16 protein-coding genes, 1 tRNA gene and 2 pseudogenes are annotated in these 14,299 nt (G+C 65.0%); 11 read left to right on the forward strand and 8 right to left on the reverse strand.

The window, feature by feature from the left end; translation table 11 throughout:
- Positions 1–378: 378 nt before the first annotated feature.
- Positions 379–453: transfer RNA gene (locus tag HUW10_RS17600), tRNA-Gly, on the reverse strand.
- A gap of 434 nt (positions 454–887) precedes the next feature.
- On the opposite strand from HUW10_RS17600, the gene HUW10_RS17605 reads away from it, so the two are divergent.
- From HUW10_RS17605 to HUW10_RS17625, 7 genes and pseudogenes are all read left to right on the forward strand, one after another.
- Positions 888–2,033 carry a branched-chain amino acid ABC transporter substrate-binding protein gene (locus HUW10_RS17605; RefSeq protein ID WP_174504658.1) on the forward strand — a complete coding sequence of 382 codons (1,146 nt, stop codon included), beginning with the start codon at positions 888–890 and terminating at the stop codon, positions 2,031–2,033.
- Between the two features lie 31 nt (positions 2,034–2,064).
- A complete protein-coding gene (locus tag HUW10_RS17610; RefSeq protein ID WP_174504659.1) occupies positions 2,065–2,967 on the forward strand; it encodes a branched-chain amino acid ABC transporter permease in 903 nt (300 codons plus the stop codon).
- Positions 2,967–3,473 (forward strand): annotated as a pseudogene (locus HUW10_RS18495) (branched-chain amino acid ABC transporter permease); the annotation flags it as partial. The gene HUW10_RS17610 and the pseudogene HUW10_RS18495, both read left to right, overlap by 1 nt.
- A gap of 118 nt (positions 3,474–3,591) precedes the next feature.
- Positions 3,592–3,903 carry a branched-chain amino acid ABC transporter permease gene (locus HUW10_RS18500; RefSeq protein ID WP_254592125.1) on the forward strand — a complete coding sequence of 104 codons (312 nt, stop codon included), beginning with the start codon at positions 3,592–3,594 and terminating at the stop codon, positions 3,901–3,903.
- Between the two features lie 116 nt (positions 3,904–4,019).
- Positions 4,020–4,379, forward strand: a pseudogene (locus HUW10_RS18715) (ATP-binding cassette domain-containing protein); the annotation flags it as partial.
- A 165-nt stretch (positions 4,380–4,544) separates the two neighbouring features.
- Entirely contained in the window at positions 4,545–4,685 is a 141-nt protein-coding gene (locus HUW10_RS18720) for a hypothetical protein (protein WP_371808649.1), read from the forward strand.
- Positions 4,682–5,404, forward strand: a complete 723-nt coding sequence (locus HUW10_RS17625) for an ABC transporter ATP-binding protein (RefSeq protein WP_174504661.1) — start codon at positions 4,682–4,684, stop codon at positions 5,402–5,404. The genes HUW10_RS18720 and HUW10_RS17625 overlap by 4 nt, the downstream gene beginning before the upstream one ends.
- A gap of 7 nt (positions 5,405–5,411) precedes the next feature.
- On the opposite strand, the gene HUW10_RS17630 is transcribed toward HUW10_RS17625, so the two are convergent.
- Positions 5,412–6,284 (reverse strand): ADP-polyphosphate phosphotransferase, encoded by an 873-nt coding sequence (locus HUW10_RS17630; protein WP_174504662.1) that lies wholly within the window; start codon positions 6,282–6,284, stop codon positions 5,412–5,414.
- Positions 6,285–6,405: 121 nt separating this feature from the next.
- Entirely contained in the window at positions 6,406–6,528 is a 123-nt protein-coding gene (locus HUW10_RS18505; RefSeq protein ID WP_255540112.1) for a hypothetical protein, read from the reverse strand.
- 232 nt (positions 6,529–6,760) lie between these two features.
- On the opposite strand from HUW10_RS18505, the gene HUW10_RS17635 reads away from it, so the two are divergent.
- Positions 6,761–7,924 (forward strand): epoxide hydrolase family protein, encoded by a 1,164-nt coding sequence (locus tag HUW10_RS17635; RefSeq protein ID WP_174504663.1) that lies wholly within the window; start codon positions 6,761–6,763, stop codon positions 7,922–7,924.
- A gap of 118 nt (positions 7,925–8,042) precedes the next feature.
- Here the strand turns inward: HUW10_RS17635 and HUW10_RS17640 are convergent, their stop codons facing one another.
- The 4 genes from HUW10_RS17640 to HUW10_RS17650 all read right to left on the reverse strand — a co-directional run bounded on the left by HUW10_RS17640 (position 8,043) and on the right by HUW10_RS17650 (position 9,636).
- A complete protein-coding gene (locus HUW10_RS17640) occupies positions 8,043–8,666 on the reverse strand; it encodes a DUF6969 family protein (RefSeq protein ID WP_174504664.1) in 624 nt (207 codons plus the stop codon).
- A 31-nt stretch (positions 8,667–8,697) separates the two neighbouring features.
- Entirely contained in the window at positions 8,698–8,829 is a 132-nt protein-coding gene (locus HUW10_RS18510; protein WP_255540113.1) for a hypothetical protein, read from the reverse strand.
- Positions 8,811–9,005, reverse strand: a complete 195-nt coding sequence (locus HUW10_RS17645) for a hypothetical protein (protein WP_174504665.1) — start codon at positions 9,003–9,005, stop codon at positions 8,811–8,813. The genes HUW10_RS18510 and HUW10_RS17645 overlap by 19 nt, the downstream gene beginning before the upstream one ends.
- A 175-nt stretch (positions 9,006–9,180) precedes the next feature.
- Positions 9,181–9,636 (reverse strand): monooxygenase family protein, encoded by a 456-nt coding sequence (locus HUW10_RS17650; RefSeq protein ID WP_174504666.1) that lies wholly within the window; start codon positions 9,634–9,636, stop codon positions 9,181–9,183.
- Between the two features lie 180 nt (positions 9,637–9,816).
- Between HUW10_RS17650 and HUW10_RS17655 the strand changes: the two genes are divergently transcribed.
- The 3 genes from HUW10_RS17655 to HUW10_RS17665 all read left to right on the forward strand — a co-directional run bounded on the left by HUW10_RS17655 (position 9,817) and on the right by HUW10_RS17665 (position 13,519).
- A complete protein-coding gene (locus HUW10_RS17655; protein ID WP_174504667.1) occupies positions 9,817–10,380 on the forward strand; it encodes a TetR/AcrR family transcriptional regulator in 564 nt (187 codons plus the stop codon).
- Between the two features lie 63 nt (positions 10,381–10,443).
- A protein-coding gene (locus HUW10_RS17660; protein ID WP_371808631.1) for an IS5 family transposase occupies positions 10,444–11,198 on the forward strand; the annotation gives its coding sequence in 2 pieces (ribosomal slippage) (positions 10,444–10,764 and positions 10,767–11,198; 753 coding nt in all).
- A 368-nt stretch (positions 11,199–11,566) separates the two neighbouring features.
- Positions 11,567–13,519: a methyl-accepting chemotaxis protein gene (locus HUW10_RS17665; RefSeq protein WP_174504668.1), complete on the forward strand. Its 1,953-nt coding sequence runs from the start codon at positions 11,567–11,569 to the stop codon at positions 13,517–13,519.
- Positions 13,520–13,713: 194 nt separating this feature from the next.
- Here HUW10_RS17665 and HUW10_RS17670 read toward each other — a convergent pair whose 3' ends face one another.
- Entirely contained in the window at positions 13,714–14,067 is a 354-nt protein-coding gene (locus HUW10_RS17670; RefSeq protein ID WP_236656489.1) for a cytochrome c, read from the reverse strand.
- Positions 14,068–14,299 lie beyond the last annotated feature (232 nt).

Raw genomic sequence — 14,299 nt, forward strand, 5'->3', positions numbered from 1 at the left:
CGGTGGCGTGGCCCATGACGCAACAAGCCCGGCCAGGCGCCATGCCTGTCCGGGCTTTTTCGTCGCTGTCCGGTTTTGCATCCACCCACGCCCCGCCATCGGCTTCGAGCGCCGCAAGCGACCTCACGTACGAGATGACGCCCGGAACAATGCTCTATCTTGTCGATACCCGGAGCATCTTTACCCGATCGGATGACTCCCTCTGATCGGATGATTCTCCAGCGAATGAGCCCCGCCACCCGAATCCGGTCAGACGAGGCGAAGCTGAATTTGCTCCAGCTGAATGCATTCTGTTTGGAACCCCCCAGACAAAGGGCCCCCAAAGCAAAAAGCGGCCCCGAAGGACCGCTCTAAACCGCTGATTTCCTATAGAAAATCTGGAGCGGGCGAAGGGATTCGAACCCTCGACCACAACCTTGGCAAGGTTGTGCTCTACCCCTGAGCTACGCCCGCGCTCCGTGAGGGGCTTTCTACTCAGCTTCGTGCAGCTTGGCAAGCGGGTCTCCTCTCCAAATTCGGGTAGCTGGTCAGCGCCGCATGTCTGCCTGTCCGCGCCCGCCTCGCATCGCGCCATGGCCCGGATATGGGCGCGCATGATCCTGGGAATTCAAGCCTGATACATTCGTGAACTCAAAACTCGTTTCGCTCTCGCGGCCGGGCAGGGCAGTCATCGAACGACATCTGAAATTTTTTTATTGAAAAAAGACAGGTCAAAATTCAATGAAATGAGGCCGGTCGGGCCGATCAACGCCACCGATCGTGCCAGGCATCTCGCTCTGCTTTCCCCGTCTCGGAATGAATACCCATTTTTACTGTCTGTGCAAAAGGTTGCAATGCGGGCGCGGTTGCGACAGGCTTGCTCAGTCGAATGACAAAAGGAGAACGCGATGGGACACAAAACGGGGATTGGGCTGGCATCGGCTTTCGCATTGGTGGCGGCGACCATTGCCGGCCATGCCGCCTCAGGGCCGATCAAGATCGGCGTGCAGGCGCCCATCACCGGCGCCTATGCCGATGAAGGGCAGGGCATCGAGAAGGCCGTGAAGCTGCTGGCCGAGCAGCAGAACGCCAAGGGCGGCCTGCTCGGCCGCAAGATCGAGGTCAAGGCCTGCGATGACGAAGGCAAGGCCTCCCAGGCGGCCATCTGCGCGCGCCAGCTGGTCAATGACGGCGTGGTCGCCGTGATCGGCTCCTACACCAGCGGCGCCGCCCTCGCGGCCGAGCCGATCTACGCGCGCTCGAACGTCATCCAGACCTCGGATGGCACCAGCAACAAGCTGCTCTCGCGCGGCTACAAGACCTGGTTCGGCAACGCGGCACCCAACAGCGCCGAGGCGAAGTTCACCGCGCACTACATGGTCGATGCGCGCCACTTCAAGCGCATCGCGGTGCTGACCGACCATTCGAGCTTCGCCACCGGCCTCGCCGATGCGGTGATCCAGAACATCAAGGCCGACCATGGCAAGGTGGTCGACAAGGCCTTCATCTCCGCCGGCTCGCAGAATTTCACGCCGGTGCTGACCAAGCTGAAGGCGCTGAAGCCGGACGCGATCTATTTCTCCGGCTATTACTCGGATGGCGGGCTGATCAAGGCGCAGATGGCCCAGCTCGGCATCACCGCGGCCTTCGTCGGCGGTGACGCCAACCAGAACGTCGCCTTCGGCAAGATCGCCGGCTCCGCGGCGAAGGGCGCCATCATCGTCAACGTGCCCGGCCCGGAACAGCTTCCCTATCCCGCCGCCAAGGCCTTCGTCGCCGCCTACAAGGCGAAATATCACCAGAGCCCGCCTTCGGTGTTCACCCTCACCAATGCCGATGGCATGCGCGCGGTGATGCAGGCGATCGAGCAGACCAAAAGCGTCAAGCCGGCGAAGCTCGAACATTACCTGCACAACATGAAGAGCTTCGATGGCCTGACCGGCCAGTTCCGCTGGAACGCCAAGGGCAAGCGCGTCGGCAGCCCGTTCACCGCCTTCGAGGTGAATGCCGACGGGAGCTACACGATCGTCTACCCGGCCCCCAAGGCTGGCTGACGACCCGAGCGCGCGCGGAGGAGGCATCGCCATGGGAACGTTCATCCAGCAGGTCTTCAACGGCCTGACGGTCGGAGGCATCTACGCCCTCATCGCGCTGGGCTACACGATGGTCTATGGCGTGATGCGCCTGATCAACTTCGCCCATGGCGATCTCTGCATCCTCGGCGCCTTCATCGGCCTGACCTTCCTCACCTCGCTCGGCGGTGCCGGCCATCCCGGCGCCGCCCTGCTGATCCTCGCCTTCGTCGCGGCGGTCGTGGTGGTGGCGGTCGCCGGCGTCGTGCTCGAACTCGCCGCCTACCGGCCGCTGCGCAAGGCGGATCGCCTCGCCGCCGTGGTCTCCGCACTCGGCGCGTCGTTGCTGATCGAGAACGGAATCATGCTGATCTGGAGCCCCCAGGTCAGCGTGTTTCCCTCCGGCCTGCTGCCGGCGATCACGTTTCACATCGCCGGCGCGTCGATCAGCTTCGTGCAGGTGATGATCATCCTCGTCTCCTTCCTGCTGATGGCGGCACTCTACCTGTTCGTGAACCACACCCGCTTCGGTACCGCGATCCGCGCCGCCGCGATCGACCAGGACGCCGCGCGGCTGATGGGCATCAACGTCAACCGCGTAATCGCCAGCGTCTTCGTCATCGGCCCGGCGCTCGGCGCGGTGGGCGGGCTGTTCGTCGGCGTCTATTATCGCGAAGTCTATTTCACCATGGGCTGGACCTACGGGCTCTATGCCTTCATCGCCGCCATTCTCGGCGGCATCGGCAACATCCCGGGGGCGATGCTCGGCGGCATCCTGCTCGGCCTCTTCAACGCCTTCGCCGCCGGCTATCTCTCAAGCTCCTGGCAGGACGCGATCACCTTCGCGCTGCTGATCGGAATCCTGCTGATCCGGCCTTCGGGAATCCTGGGCGAACGCGTCGCGGAGAAAGTGTGATGAGCGCCACCGCAACCCGCAACACCGGCATCGCGGTCTGGATCCTCGGCCTGGCGCTGCCGCTCGCGCTGAACAGCGCCTGGGTCTCGGTCGCCGCGATCTTCGCGATCTATGGCATCGTCGCCTTGTCGGAAGACATCATTCTCGGCCGCGCCGGCATGTTCGACATGGGCCACGCCGTCTATTTCGGCATCGGCGCCTATGTCACGGCAATCCTGAACGTCACCTTCAACTGGCCGATCTTCTTCACCATCCCCTTCGCCATCCTGCTCGCCGCCGCCTTCGGCGCCCTGCTCGCCGCCCCGCTGATCCGCCTGCGCGGCGACTATCTGCTGGTCGCCAGCATCGGCTTCAACGCGATCTTTGTCCTTGCGATGCAGAACGACCTGTTCGGCCTCACCGGCGGGTCGGACGGCATCACCGGCATCGGCGTGCCCTCGCTGTTCGGCCTGCAGATCGAGAGCCAGAACGCGATGTTCTGGCTCGACTGGGTGGTGCTCGGCATCGTGCTGCTGTTGATGCGCAATCTCGACGGCTCCGAATTCGGCCGCGCGCTGCGCTATCTCAAGCAGGCTCAAGCAGGACGAACTCGCCGCGACGACGATCGGCGTCAACCCGCGCAAGGTGAAAACGCTCGCCTTCGCCATCGGCGCCGGCCTCGCCGGCCTCGCCGGCACGCTGTTTGCGGTGCAGCTCTCCACCGTCAGCCCGTCCTCCTTCAAGTTCACCGAATCGGTGACGCTGTTCGCCATCGTCATCGTCGGCGGCCAGGGCTCGATCCCCGGCGTGCTGCTCGGCACCGCGCTGATGTTCGTCCTGCCCCAGGTCTTCCGCGACTTCGCCCAATACCGCTACCTGGTCTTCGGCTTCGCGATGATCCTGGTGATGGTGCTGCGCCCGCAGGGGCTGTGGCCGCGGCGGGGGGCGCGGGCATGAGCGCGCTGCTCGAACTCCAGGGGCTGGGCATCCGCTTCGGCGGGCTGCGCGCGGTCGACAAGCTCTCCTTCACCGTCGACAAGGGGCAGATCGTCGCCCTGATCGGCCCGAACGGCGCCGGCAAGACGACCGTGTTCAACATGATCACCGGCGTCTACCGGCCGACCGAGGGCAGCATCCGCTTCGAGGGCCAGGACATCACCGCCCGCCGCCCGCATCTCGTCGCCGCCGCCGGCATCATGCGGACCTTCCAGACGATCCGGCTGTTTCCCGAAATGTCGGTGCTGGAAAACGTCCGCGCCGGCTGCCACCTGCGGGTGCGCCAGCAATGGTGGCAGGGGCTGCTCAGCCTGCCATCGCAGCGGCGGGAGGAGGCGGCACTGGCCGAACGCGCGCACGACATCCTGCGCCGCCTCGATCTCGATTCTTTCGCCCATGACCGCGCGGTCTCGCTGCCCTATGGCGTGCAGCGCCGCGTCGAGCTGGCCCGCACGCTGGCGGCCGATCCCAAGATGATCATTCTCGACGAGCCGGCCGCCGGCCTGAACGACAATGAATCCGCCGCCCTCAGCGAGACGATCTTCGGCATCCGCGACAGCGGCATCACCGTGCTGCTGGTCGAGCACGACATGAACGTGGTGATGAGCGTCGCCGACAAGATCGTGGTGATCAATTTCGGCCAGAAGATCGCCGAGGGCGGGCCGGACGACATCCGCAACGACACGCAGGTGATCGAGGCCTATCTCGGGCGCGATGACGACGAGGAGGAGGGCGTATCGTGAGCCTGCTCGAAATCGCCGACCTCAAGGTCAATTACGGACAGATCGAGGCGCTGAAAGGCGTCTCGCTGCGGGTGGAACAGCGCGAGATCGTGGCGATCCTCGGTGCCAACGGCGCCGGCAAGACCACGCTGATGCGCACGATCTCGGGGCTGCTGTCGCCGCGCAGCGGGTCGGTGATCTTCGAGGGGACCGACATCACCCGCATGGGGGCGGACCGCATCGTCCGCCTCGGCATCGCCCAGTCGCCCGAGGGGCGGCGGGTGTTCGGCACGCTGAGCGTGATGGAGAATCTCCGCCTCGGCGCCTTCACCCGCCCGGCGGGCGAGGTCGCCGGCTCGCTCGACTTCGTGCTGGAGATGTTCCCCCGCCTCGCCGAGCGGCGCGGCCAGCTCGCCGGCACGATGTCCGGCGGCGAGCAGCAGATGCTGGCGATCGGCCGGGCGCTGATGGCGAAGCCGCGCCTGCTGCTGCTCGACGAGCCGAGCCTCGGCCTCGCGCCGATCATCGTGCAGGGCATTTTCCGCACCCTGCGCGAGATCGCGAATAGCGGCGTCACCATCCTCATCGTCGAGCAGAACGCCCGCAGCGCGCTGAAACTCGCCGATCGCGGCTACGTGCTCGAAGTCGGTCGCTTCGTCATCGAGGACGACGCGAAAACGCTGCTGACCTCGCCCGAGGTGCAGGCCGCCTATCTCGGCGGCGAGCGCAAGAAACCCTGACGCGCCGTCAGGATTTCGCGAGGTCCTTGCGGATGCTGGCGAGCTCCTTCTTCCGCTTGCCGCTCACCTCGGGATAGCTCATGTCCAGCTCCTGCATCGTCTCCAGCAGGATGTTCGAGATGATCAGGCGGGCGTTGTGTTTGTCGTCCGCCGGCACCGCGTACCAGGGCGCGTTCACCGTGCTGGTCGCGTTCAGGCAATCCTGATACGCTTCCATGTAATCCTTCCAGTATTTCCGCTCCTCGACATCGGCGGTGCTGAACTTCCAGTTCTTCGAGGGATCGTCGATCCGGTCGATCAGCCGGCGCAACTGCTCCTCCTTCGAGAGGTGCAGGAAGATCTTGACGATCTTCGTGCCGTTTCCCGACAGATGGCGTTCGAAATCGTTGATCGAGCGATAGCGATGATCCCAGATCGAGCTGGCCTCCTTCGGCGGCGCCGGCACGCCCTCGTTGGCGAGGATCTCGGGATGCACGCGCGCGATCAGCACCTCCTCGTAATAGGAGCGGTTGAAGATGCCGATCCGCCCGCGCTCGGGCAGGTCGCGCGTCGTGCGCCAGAGGAAATCGTGCTGGAGTTCGACCGCACTCGGATGCTTGAAGCTGAACACCTGGCAGCCTTGCGGGTTCACGCCGGACATCACGTGCTTGATCGCGCCATCCTTGCCGGCCGCGTCCATCGCCTGGAAAATGACAAGCACGGCATGGCGGTTCGAGGCGTAGAGCAGTTGCTGCATCTCGCTGAGCCGCTTGATGTGATCGTCGAGTTCCGCGCGATAGTCGCTCTTGGAGTCAAAGAGCGGATCGACCGCGGTCGGCCAGGACGACAGGTCGACCGGAACGCTCGGGTGAATGCGGAATTGTCGGGAATTGATGGTCATGGCGACACTCCGGGCGAGAGCATCATATGATCAGGTAAAGATGCTCTATCTTGCTGATAACCAGAGCATCACACTGGGCCGCTGCCGGAAGCGTGTCAAAGCCCGGCCGGATCGCTCCCGATCAGGAAAAGAAGGGCAGGATGATCAGCGCCAGGCCGGTGGCCAACAGAAAGCGCGGCGACAAGCCGAGCAGAGAGTGTCGGCGTAAAAAGATCTTGCGGCGTGGCGGAAACGTCGTGTTCATGTGATCTCGAGCCCAGTCAAATGTATAAAAGTTAAAAAGTGCTCAATAATTTTACATTTTTGGATAGATTTATTAACGTTAATTAGAGCGATTCCCGGCCTCGCGCAAATGGTAAATATCCCGTTTCAGCGTGTTGAACCCGCCGCGGTCCTGCGCGTTTCCCCCGCCCGGCCTTGTGCCCCGTTGCCGGCTGGCGCATCCTCCGCTCGCCATCTGTATCGGGGGAGGAATGATGACAGGGGATCAGCAATTTCGCCTGAACATTCCCGAAACCGCGCTCGACGATCTGCGCCAGCGTCTCCTGCGCACAAGGCTGCCGGACGAAGCGCCCGGCGCGCCCTGGGCGTTCGGCACCGATGTCGCCTATCTGCGCGACCTCGCATCCTATTGGGCAACCGGGTTCGATTGGCGCGCCCAGGAAGCCGCGCTCAACGAGTTCCCGCAATTCCGCATCGAGATCGACGGTGAGCCACTGCATTTCCTGCATGTGGAAGGGCGCGGCCCGTCGCCCATGCCGCTGCTGCTGATGCATGGCTGGCCCGGTTCCGTCTTCGAGTTTCTCGACATCATCCCCCGCCTCACCGATCCCGCCCGCTTCGGCGGCGATCCTGCCGATGCCTGCACGGTGGTGGCGCCGTCGCTGCCGGGCTTCGCCCTCTCGTTCCGTCCCGGCCAGCCCCGCCACGGCGTCCCCGGCATGGCGGACATCCTGGCCCGGCTGATGACGGATGTGCTCGGCTACCGGCGGTTCGGCGCGCAAGGCGGCGACTGGGGGGCCGGCGTCGCCAGCCGGCTCGCCGTCGTGCATCCCCACCGCCTACTCGGCATTCACCTGAATTACCTGATGGCCGCCCGCCACGCGATTTCCCCATCCCCCGACAATACCGACGCCGAGCGGCGCTATCTCGCCAGCCTCGATGACTGGACGCGCGAGGAAACCGCCTACACGATCATCCAGGGCACCAAGCCGCAGACCCTCGCCTTCGCGCTGGCCGATTCGCCCGCCGGGCTTGCGGCATGGATGGTGGAGAAGTTCCGCACCTGGTCGGATTGCGGCGGCGTCATCGAGCGCGCGATCGATCGCGACCGCATGCTCGCGAACATCGCGCTCTACTGGTTCACCGGCGCCATCGGCTCGTCCTTCTGGCCCTATTACGCCCGCGCCCATGGCAGCGTGATCCAGCCGCCCGGCACCACGATCGACGTGCCGATGGGCTATGCCGAATTCCCGCATGAAATCCTGCGCCCGCCGCGTTCTGTCGCCGCCCGCGTCTTCACCGACATAAGGCGCTGGACGGTGATGGAGCGGGGAGGGCACTTCGCCGCGATGGAACAGCCGGACCTGCTGGCCGAGGATATTCTCGCCTTCTTCAATCCGCTGCGCGCGCCGTCCTGAACGCAGCCGGCCGGCTGGAGCATCTTCCGATCCATCCGGATCGGATGTCGTGCTCTATCTTGTTGATAATTAGAGCATCTTTATCCGATCAGATGTTTCCATCCGATCGGATGACGCTCTAGCCGCCCTCCATCCGCTCCAGCCGGGCGCGCAGCCGCGCCAGCGTGGCCGGCAGGTCGATCCGCATGGTGCTGAGAATCTCCAGCCCTTCATCGGCCTTGGGGTCGCGCGGCGCAATCCGCGCCGCATGAACGGCAAGACGCCGGTCCCGCCGGCGCAGCAATGCGGCGAGCTGCGGACGATACAGCCGGAACAGCGCGCCGAGCGCCTTGTTGACATCCCGATCCCCCGGCGCCTCCGGCCAGGCCATGCGGTGCAGTTGCGGGATCAGGCGGTCCGCCGGCACATAATCGTCATTGGTGACCCAGCGATTGGTGGTGAACATCCTGGCGGGGCGGCCATGGTCATCGAGGCCGATGGCAACGACATGCGTCATCCCCGCCTTGCTCTTCCGGCGCAGGAAGCAATGGATGTGCCCGCTCTCGATCGGCCCGCGATGGGCATGGAAATAATACTGCGCCCCGGTCAGCTTATCGCGAATATCATCGGGCGGATAATGCTCGAACGCGACGAACGGCGCCGTCCCGAGCAGGGCGGTCACCAGATTGCGGCCCGATGATTCGATCTCGCCCAGGGCCGCAACGAGATCGACCGCCGCTTCCGCACGCTCCTCGAACCTCACGGCGCGCTCGGCCTGTCATCGCTGCCGGTTGTCATCCTTCCTCCCGCGACACCAGCCGGGGTGCGGGCCGGGGCAGGGCGCCGATCGCAGCGCCGCGATCGCAGCGCCCCTGCCGCACCTCCATCCCCCGGCCGGCCTCTGGCGTCACTTGCTGGCGCAGCATCCCTTTTTCATGCTCTTCGCCTTCTTCTGGCTTGCCTTGTGGCTCATCTTCTTGCCCCCGCATTTGGACATCTTGGCCGAGCAGGCCGCGAAGGCCGGGGTCGGAACGGTGGCGGCGACGAGACCGCCAAGGCTGATTGCGGTGCCGAGCGTGAGCATGGAGGCTTTGAATTTCATTCTGGCTGCTTCCGTGATGGGGTCCGCGCATGCGCCAATCGCATCCGCTACCTCCAGATATGCTCGAACTCGCCCGAGGTTACAGCGACGCCGAAAAAAACTTGCCCCCACCGCCCATCGCCCATCGCCCACCGCCCATCGCTCACCCGCGCGATGCGACCGGCCAGCGCTCGCCTCAGGGCCGCCCGGCGAGGCGCTGGCGCGACGATGCGGTGTCGCGGTCGCGCGGCCGCAGCGGCGCGAAGGTGCCGAACCCCGTCTTGCGGTCCAGATCGAGATAGATTCCTTCCATCCCGCCGCCACGCTGATAGGCCTCGTGCCAGATCGCGGTGCCGCCGGTATCGGCGCTGAACGCGCGCCACCAATCCTTGTGCGGCGCGCTGCGGGTAAACCGTTCGAGCGACTCGAGGTCGCGCCAGTATTGCCGTATGCCGACATGGTTGATGCGCCACAGGAATGTCTCGTGGTGCAGCAGCCCCTCCGGGGCCTGCCGCGCCATCGCCCCGATCGGCCGGCCGACGCCGAACAGCGTGCGCAGGCCGGCAAGCGTCTTCACCTTCATGCCGAGCAGGACGACGACGAGGTCCGGATACGCCGAAAGATCCGCGATTTCAGCCTGGGTCTTCATCATCCTGCTCCCGATGGGGTGATCGTCCTGCCGGCCTGATCCGCCCCGGAGCCTCCCAGAAGCCGTCCCAGAAGCCGCTTTGGGACCGCGTGTTTCGGTGTGGACCCTGAACGGCGCGGCGCCTTGCTTCCGGTCGCCGCGACTTCATGTTTACAATGTCAACATGTCATGCGAATGTTAACGATGTCAACTTCGAAATATCACCATGGCGATCTGCGCCAGAGCCTGATCGAAGCGGGCGCGACCCTGCTCCGCGACGAGGGCAGGGCAGGCCTCACCTTGCGCGCCGCGTCCCGCATCGCCGGCGTCTCCCCGACCGCCTCCTATCGCCATTTCGCCGACAAGGACGCCCTGCTGGAAGCGATCGCCGATCACGGATTCGCCCTGCTGGAGGCGGCCTTGCGCGCCGCCGATACCGATCCCGACGACCGTGCCGCGCTCTGCCGGCAGGGCGTCGCCTATGTCGAATTCGCCGTGGCCCATCCGGACCTGTTCCGGCTGATGTTCAGCGGCGTCCATGCCAGGCGCAACAAGAGCGCGGGGCATGCTGCCCGGCACGGCGCGTTTGCGGTGCTGGCCGACCGCGTCGCGCGACGCGTCGGGCCGGCGAAAGCCGCCACAATCACCCTCGCCGCATGGTCGATCGTCCACGGCCTCGCCGCGCTGATCGTCGAGCAGCGCGTCGCGGCACCCGACCCGGCCGCGCTGGCGGCACGGATCGTTCCCCTGCTGAACCTGGATTTCTAGGTTCTGTACCTATTGCCATGACTACGGGGCGTCTGATTCAAGTCTGTTTGGAGGACTTGGAACATGGCGGAACTTTTCTGGCTGAACGACACGCAATGGGCTGCGATCGAACCATTGCTGCCGAAGCTTGGCGGCAAGCCTCGGGTTGATGACCGCCGGGTGCTGAGCGGCATCCTGCATCGCTTTCGCGAGGGCTTGCGATGGCGAGCGCTTCCTGAGGCCTATGGGCCACGAACCACTGTGTTCAACCGGTTCAACCGCTGGAGCCAGCGTGGCCTCTGGCAGGAGATCTTCGCGGCGCTTGTCGCCTGCGCGGATCCGCCGCGCATCGCCATGGTGGACAGCACCTCGGTTCGGGCACATCGCGCGGCCGCGGGCGGTAAAGGGGGGCGCAAAGCCAGGCCATCGGCCGGTCGAGGGGTGGACGGACGACCAAGATCCACGCCGTCGCAGATGAGCAGGGACGCATCGCCGCACTCCTCCTGACGCCAGGACAGGCCTCCGACATCAGCGGCGCGAGGGCGCTTCTGCCCACAATACCGCCACCAGAAGAGCTGATCGCCGACAAAGCCTACGACGCTGATGATCTTCGCGCCTTCCTCACCCGCCAAGGCACCAGGCCGGTGATCTCGCCCATGCCCAACCGCCGCGCCATTCCGCACTTCGACCCCGTCGCCTACAGAAAGCGCAATCTCATCGAACGCGCCTTCTGCAGGCTCAAGGACTGGCGCGCCATCGCCACACGATATGACAAAACCGCACGAAATTTCCTCGCTGGTATTTGCCTCGTCCTCGCCGTCACATCATGGATCAGTTGAGTCCAGAGCCTAGAGCACTTTCCGATCCCTTCGGATCGGATGTAGTGCTCTATTTTTCTGATAAACAAAGCACTTTCCGATCCCTTCGGATCGGATGTAGTGCTCTATCTTTCTGATAAACAAAGCACGTTCCGATCCTGATGGACCGGATCTCGGCGCTGGGCGCTGGGCGCTGGGCGCTGGGCGCGGGACCGGGTTGCCGCAGGAAGGCGCTAATCAATTATAAACATGTTTGTTTCATATAACTTTTCACATCCCGGCGTCGCGGCGGACGGAAGGAGACCACGCAGCATGCCGCAGGCCATCTCTTGAGTAGCGGCCCGAGTCTGCCGGGGGGCGCGGGCCGATGACGACGAATGGAAGATCGCATGCGCTCGCTGTCCATATCCCTCAAATTCAATCTCGTTCTCGCCCTGTTTGCCGTCTTCGCCCTCGCATCCGGCATCTATTCCAGCCTTGCCATCGCCCGGATCGATCGCCACGCCGAAAACATCACCAGAACGCTGGCCCGCGCCGAGACGCTCGAAATCCTCGCCAACCGCGCCATCCAGACCTTCGTGGTCGATCGTGAGTGGCAGGCGCTGGCCACCACGCCGCACGCCTACGCCAGGGCAGGCGAGGGGGCCCGGCAGTCAATGACGTTCTTCAACACCATGCTCGATGACGCGATCAAGGCGTTGCCATCCGAGCGCAAGCCGCTGGCAGACTTCAAGCGCCGCGGCAACGCGCTCGCCCGCGAGAGCTGCGTCGCGGCGCAGCCGCCGGTGAACGGCAATACGGATGTGATCACCGATCCGCCGACCCGCCAGCGCCTGCTGACCGTCTGCCTCCCCACCCTGCCGCCGCTCACGGCGGACATGATCGCCGAGCGCGTCCGGATGGACAGGCTGACCAGCGCCCGCCTCGCCGCGATGTCGCATGAAACCCGGAACACGATCCTCGTCACCCTGATCGGCCTGATCGCCGGCTTCATCCTGGTAATGGCGGTGGCCCAGCTCATCATCCGCCGCGGTGTGACCGGGCCGCTGCGCGCGCTCGGCGGCACCATGATGCGGCTGATGCGGGGCGATCTCGATGTGCAGGTCGAGGTCGAGCGGCGCGACGAAATCGGCGACATGGCGCGCTCCGTCGCGGTGTTCCAGGAGAACGCCCGCAAGACGCTGAGCCTCGAACAGGAAGCCGCCGCGATGCGCGCGCGCGAGGAGGCGGAGCGCGCCCGCAGCGAGGCGGAAAAGGCCGAAGCCGCCGCGCAGCAGATGTTCGTGGTCGGCGAACTCGCCCAGGGCCTCGCCAGCCTGTCGAACGGCGATCTGACCATCCAGCTGACAAAGCCCTTCGCCGGCGTCCACGAGCAGTTGCGGCAGGATTTCAACATGGCGGTCACCCGCCTCGGCGAGACGACGCGCGCGATCGCCGAGGCCGCGCAGAAAATCTCCATGGTCTCGACCGAGATCACCGAGGCGACGGACAATCTGTCCAGCCGCACCGAACAGCAGGCCGCCAGCCTCGAGCAGAGTGCCGCCGCGATCAACGAACTCACCGCAACGCTCAACCGCACCGCGACCAGCAGCGCCGAGGCGCATCAGGTGACCCTGACCGCGCGCGAGCGGGCGGAAACCTCGGGAACGGTGATGCGCGAGGCCGTCGTCGCGATGAGCGCGATCGAGGCATCGACCAGGCAGATTTCCGACATTCTCGGCGTCATCGACGAAATCGCCTTCCAGACCAATCTCCTGGCGCTGAACGCCGGGGTCGAGGCGGCGCGCGCGGGCGATGCCGGGCGGGGCTTCGCCGTGGTCGCAACCGAAGTCCGCGCCCTGGCCCAGCGCTCGGCCGATGCGGCGAAGGAGATCAAGACGCTCATCGGCAAGTCGGATCGCGAGGTCACCACCGGGGTGAAACTCGTGAGCAACACCGAGCAGGCAATGCTTGGCATCCTCGCCGAAGTCGGCACGATGAGCGGGTTGATCGCCGAGATCGCGGAAGCGGCGAAGGAGCAGGCCACCGGGCTCGACCAGGTCAACACCGCGGTCGGCCAGATGGACCAGATGACCCAGCAGAACGCGGCCATGGCCGAGCAGACGACCGCCGCGACCCGTGGATTGATGGGAGAAGCCCAGCTCCTCGCCGAGCGGGTCGCCCAGTTCAAGCTGGGCCAGCCTGTCGCGACGTCCGCCCCACCCCGTCCCGCCCCATCTCGTCCCGCAGCGTCCCGTCCCGCAACATCCCGGCCGGCAACCGCGCCCCGCAAGCCTACCGCAGCACCGGCTGCCGCGGCACAATTTGCCGAAACCGACGGACAGGCCTGGGCGGAATTCTGAGGGATCGCCCGCCGGCGCTGCGCCTTCCATCGGCCGAAAACGAAATCCCCTTTCCACCCGCGAGGATGGAAAGGGGAGTGTCGGAAGCTGGAGCACGTTCCGATCCGAAAGGATCGGATGACGCTCCAAGGGCCCGCGTCAGGCCGAACGCCGTGTCACGCCGTCATCGGCGCCGCACGGCACCCGGCCGGGTTTCAGGCGTGCAGGGTCTTGAGATAGGCGATGATATCCAGCGCCTGGGCCTTGCTCAGGCGGCCCTTCCACGCGGGCATGGGCTGATCGAGCCGGTCGCCATCCTCGTCGCGCGCATCGAGAATGGCGCGGACCAGCAGCTTGGTGCTGTGGTGATAGGTGTTTTCAAGCCCGGGGGCGCGCAGGTTTGCCGACACCGCCTTGCCGAAATGCACGCCACCGGCGCCGTTCGCACGATGGCAGCCGCTGCAATGCGCCATGTAAAGGGTCTTGCCGGTGGTGACCGCGCTGGCATGCGCAAGGCCGGTGCCGGCCAGCAGCGAGGCGAAGATCGCGCCAACGATAAAGCGTTTCATGATGTCAGGCTCCTGTGACCTAAGAATAATGCTGGATTGGACGCGGCGAACGGCGAAAGACCGATCATCTGACCTGAAGTTTTCAAACCTGTACGCCAGATGCGCGTGTATCTGCAACGAAACGACCGGTGTCAATCAGGTCGAGGGCGGTTCCCGAACCATCGTTCCGAAGACAAGGTGTGGTCTTTCCGTTCTTGCTGATAAATTGCAGAGGTTACGATTTATTTCATTA

Source organism: Acidiphilium sp. C61, assembly GCF_905116885.1.
GTDB lineage: Bacteria > Pseudomonadota > Alphaproteobacteria > Acetobacterales > Acetobacteraceae > Acidiphilium.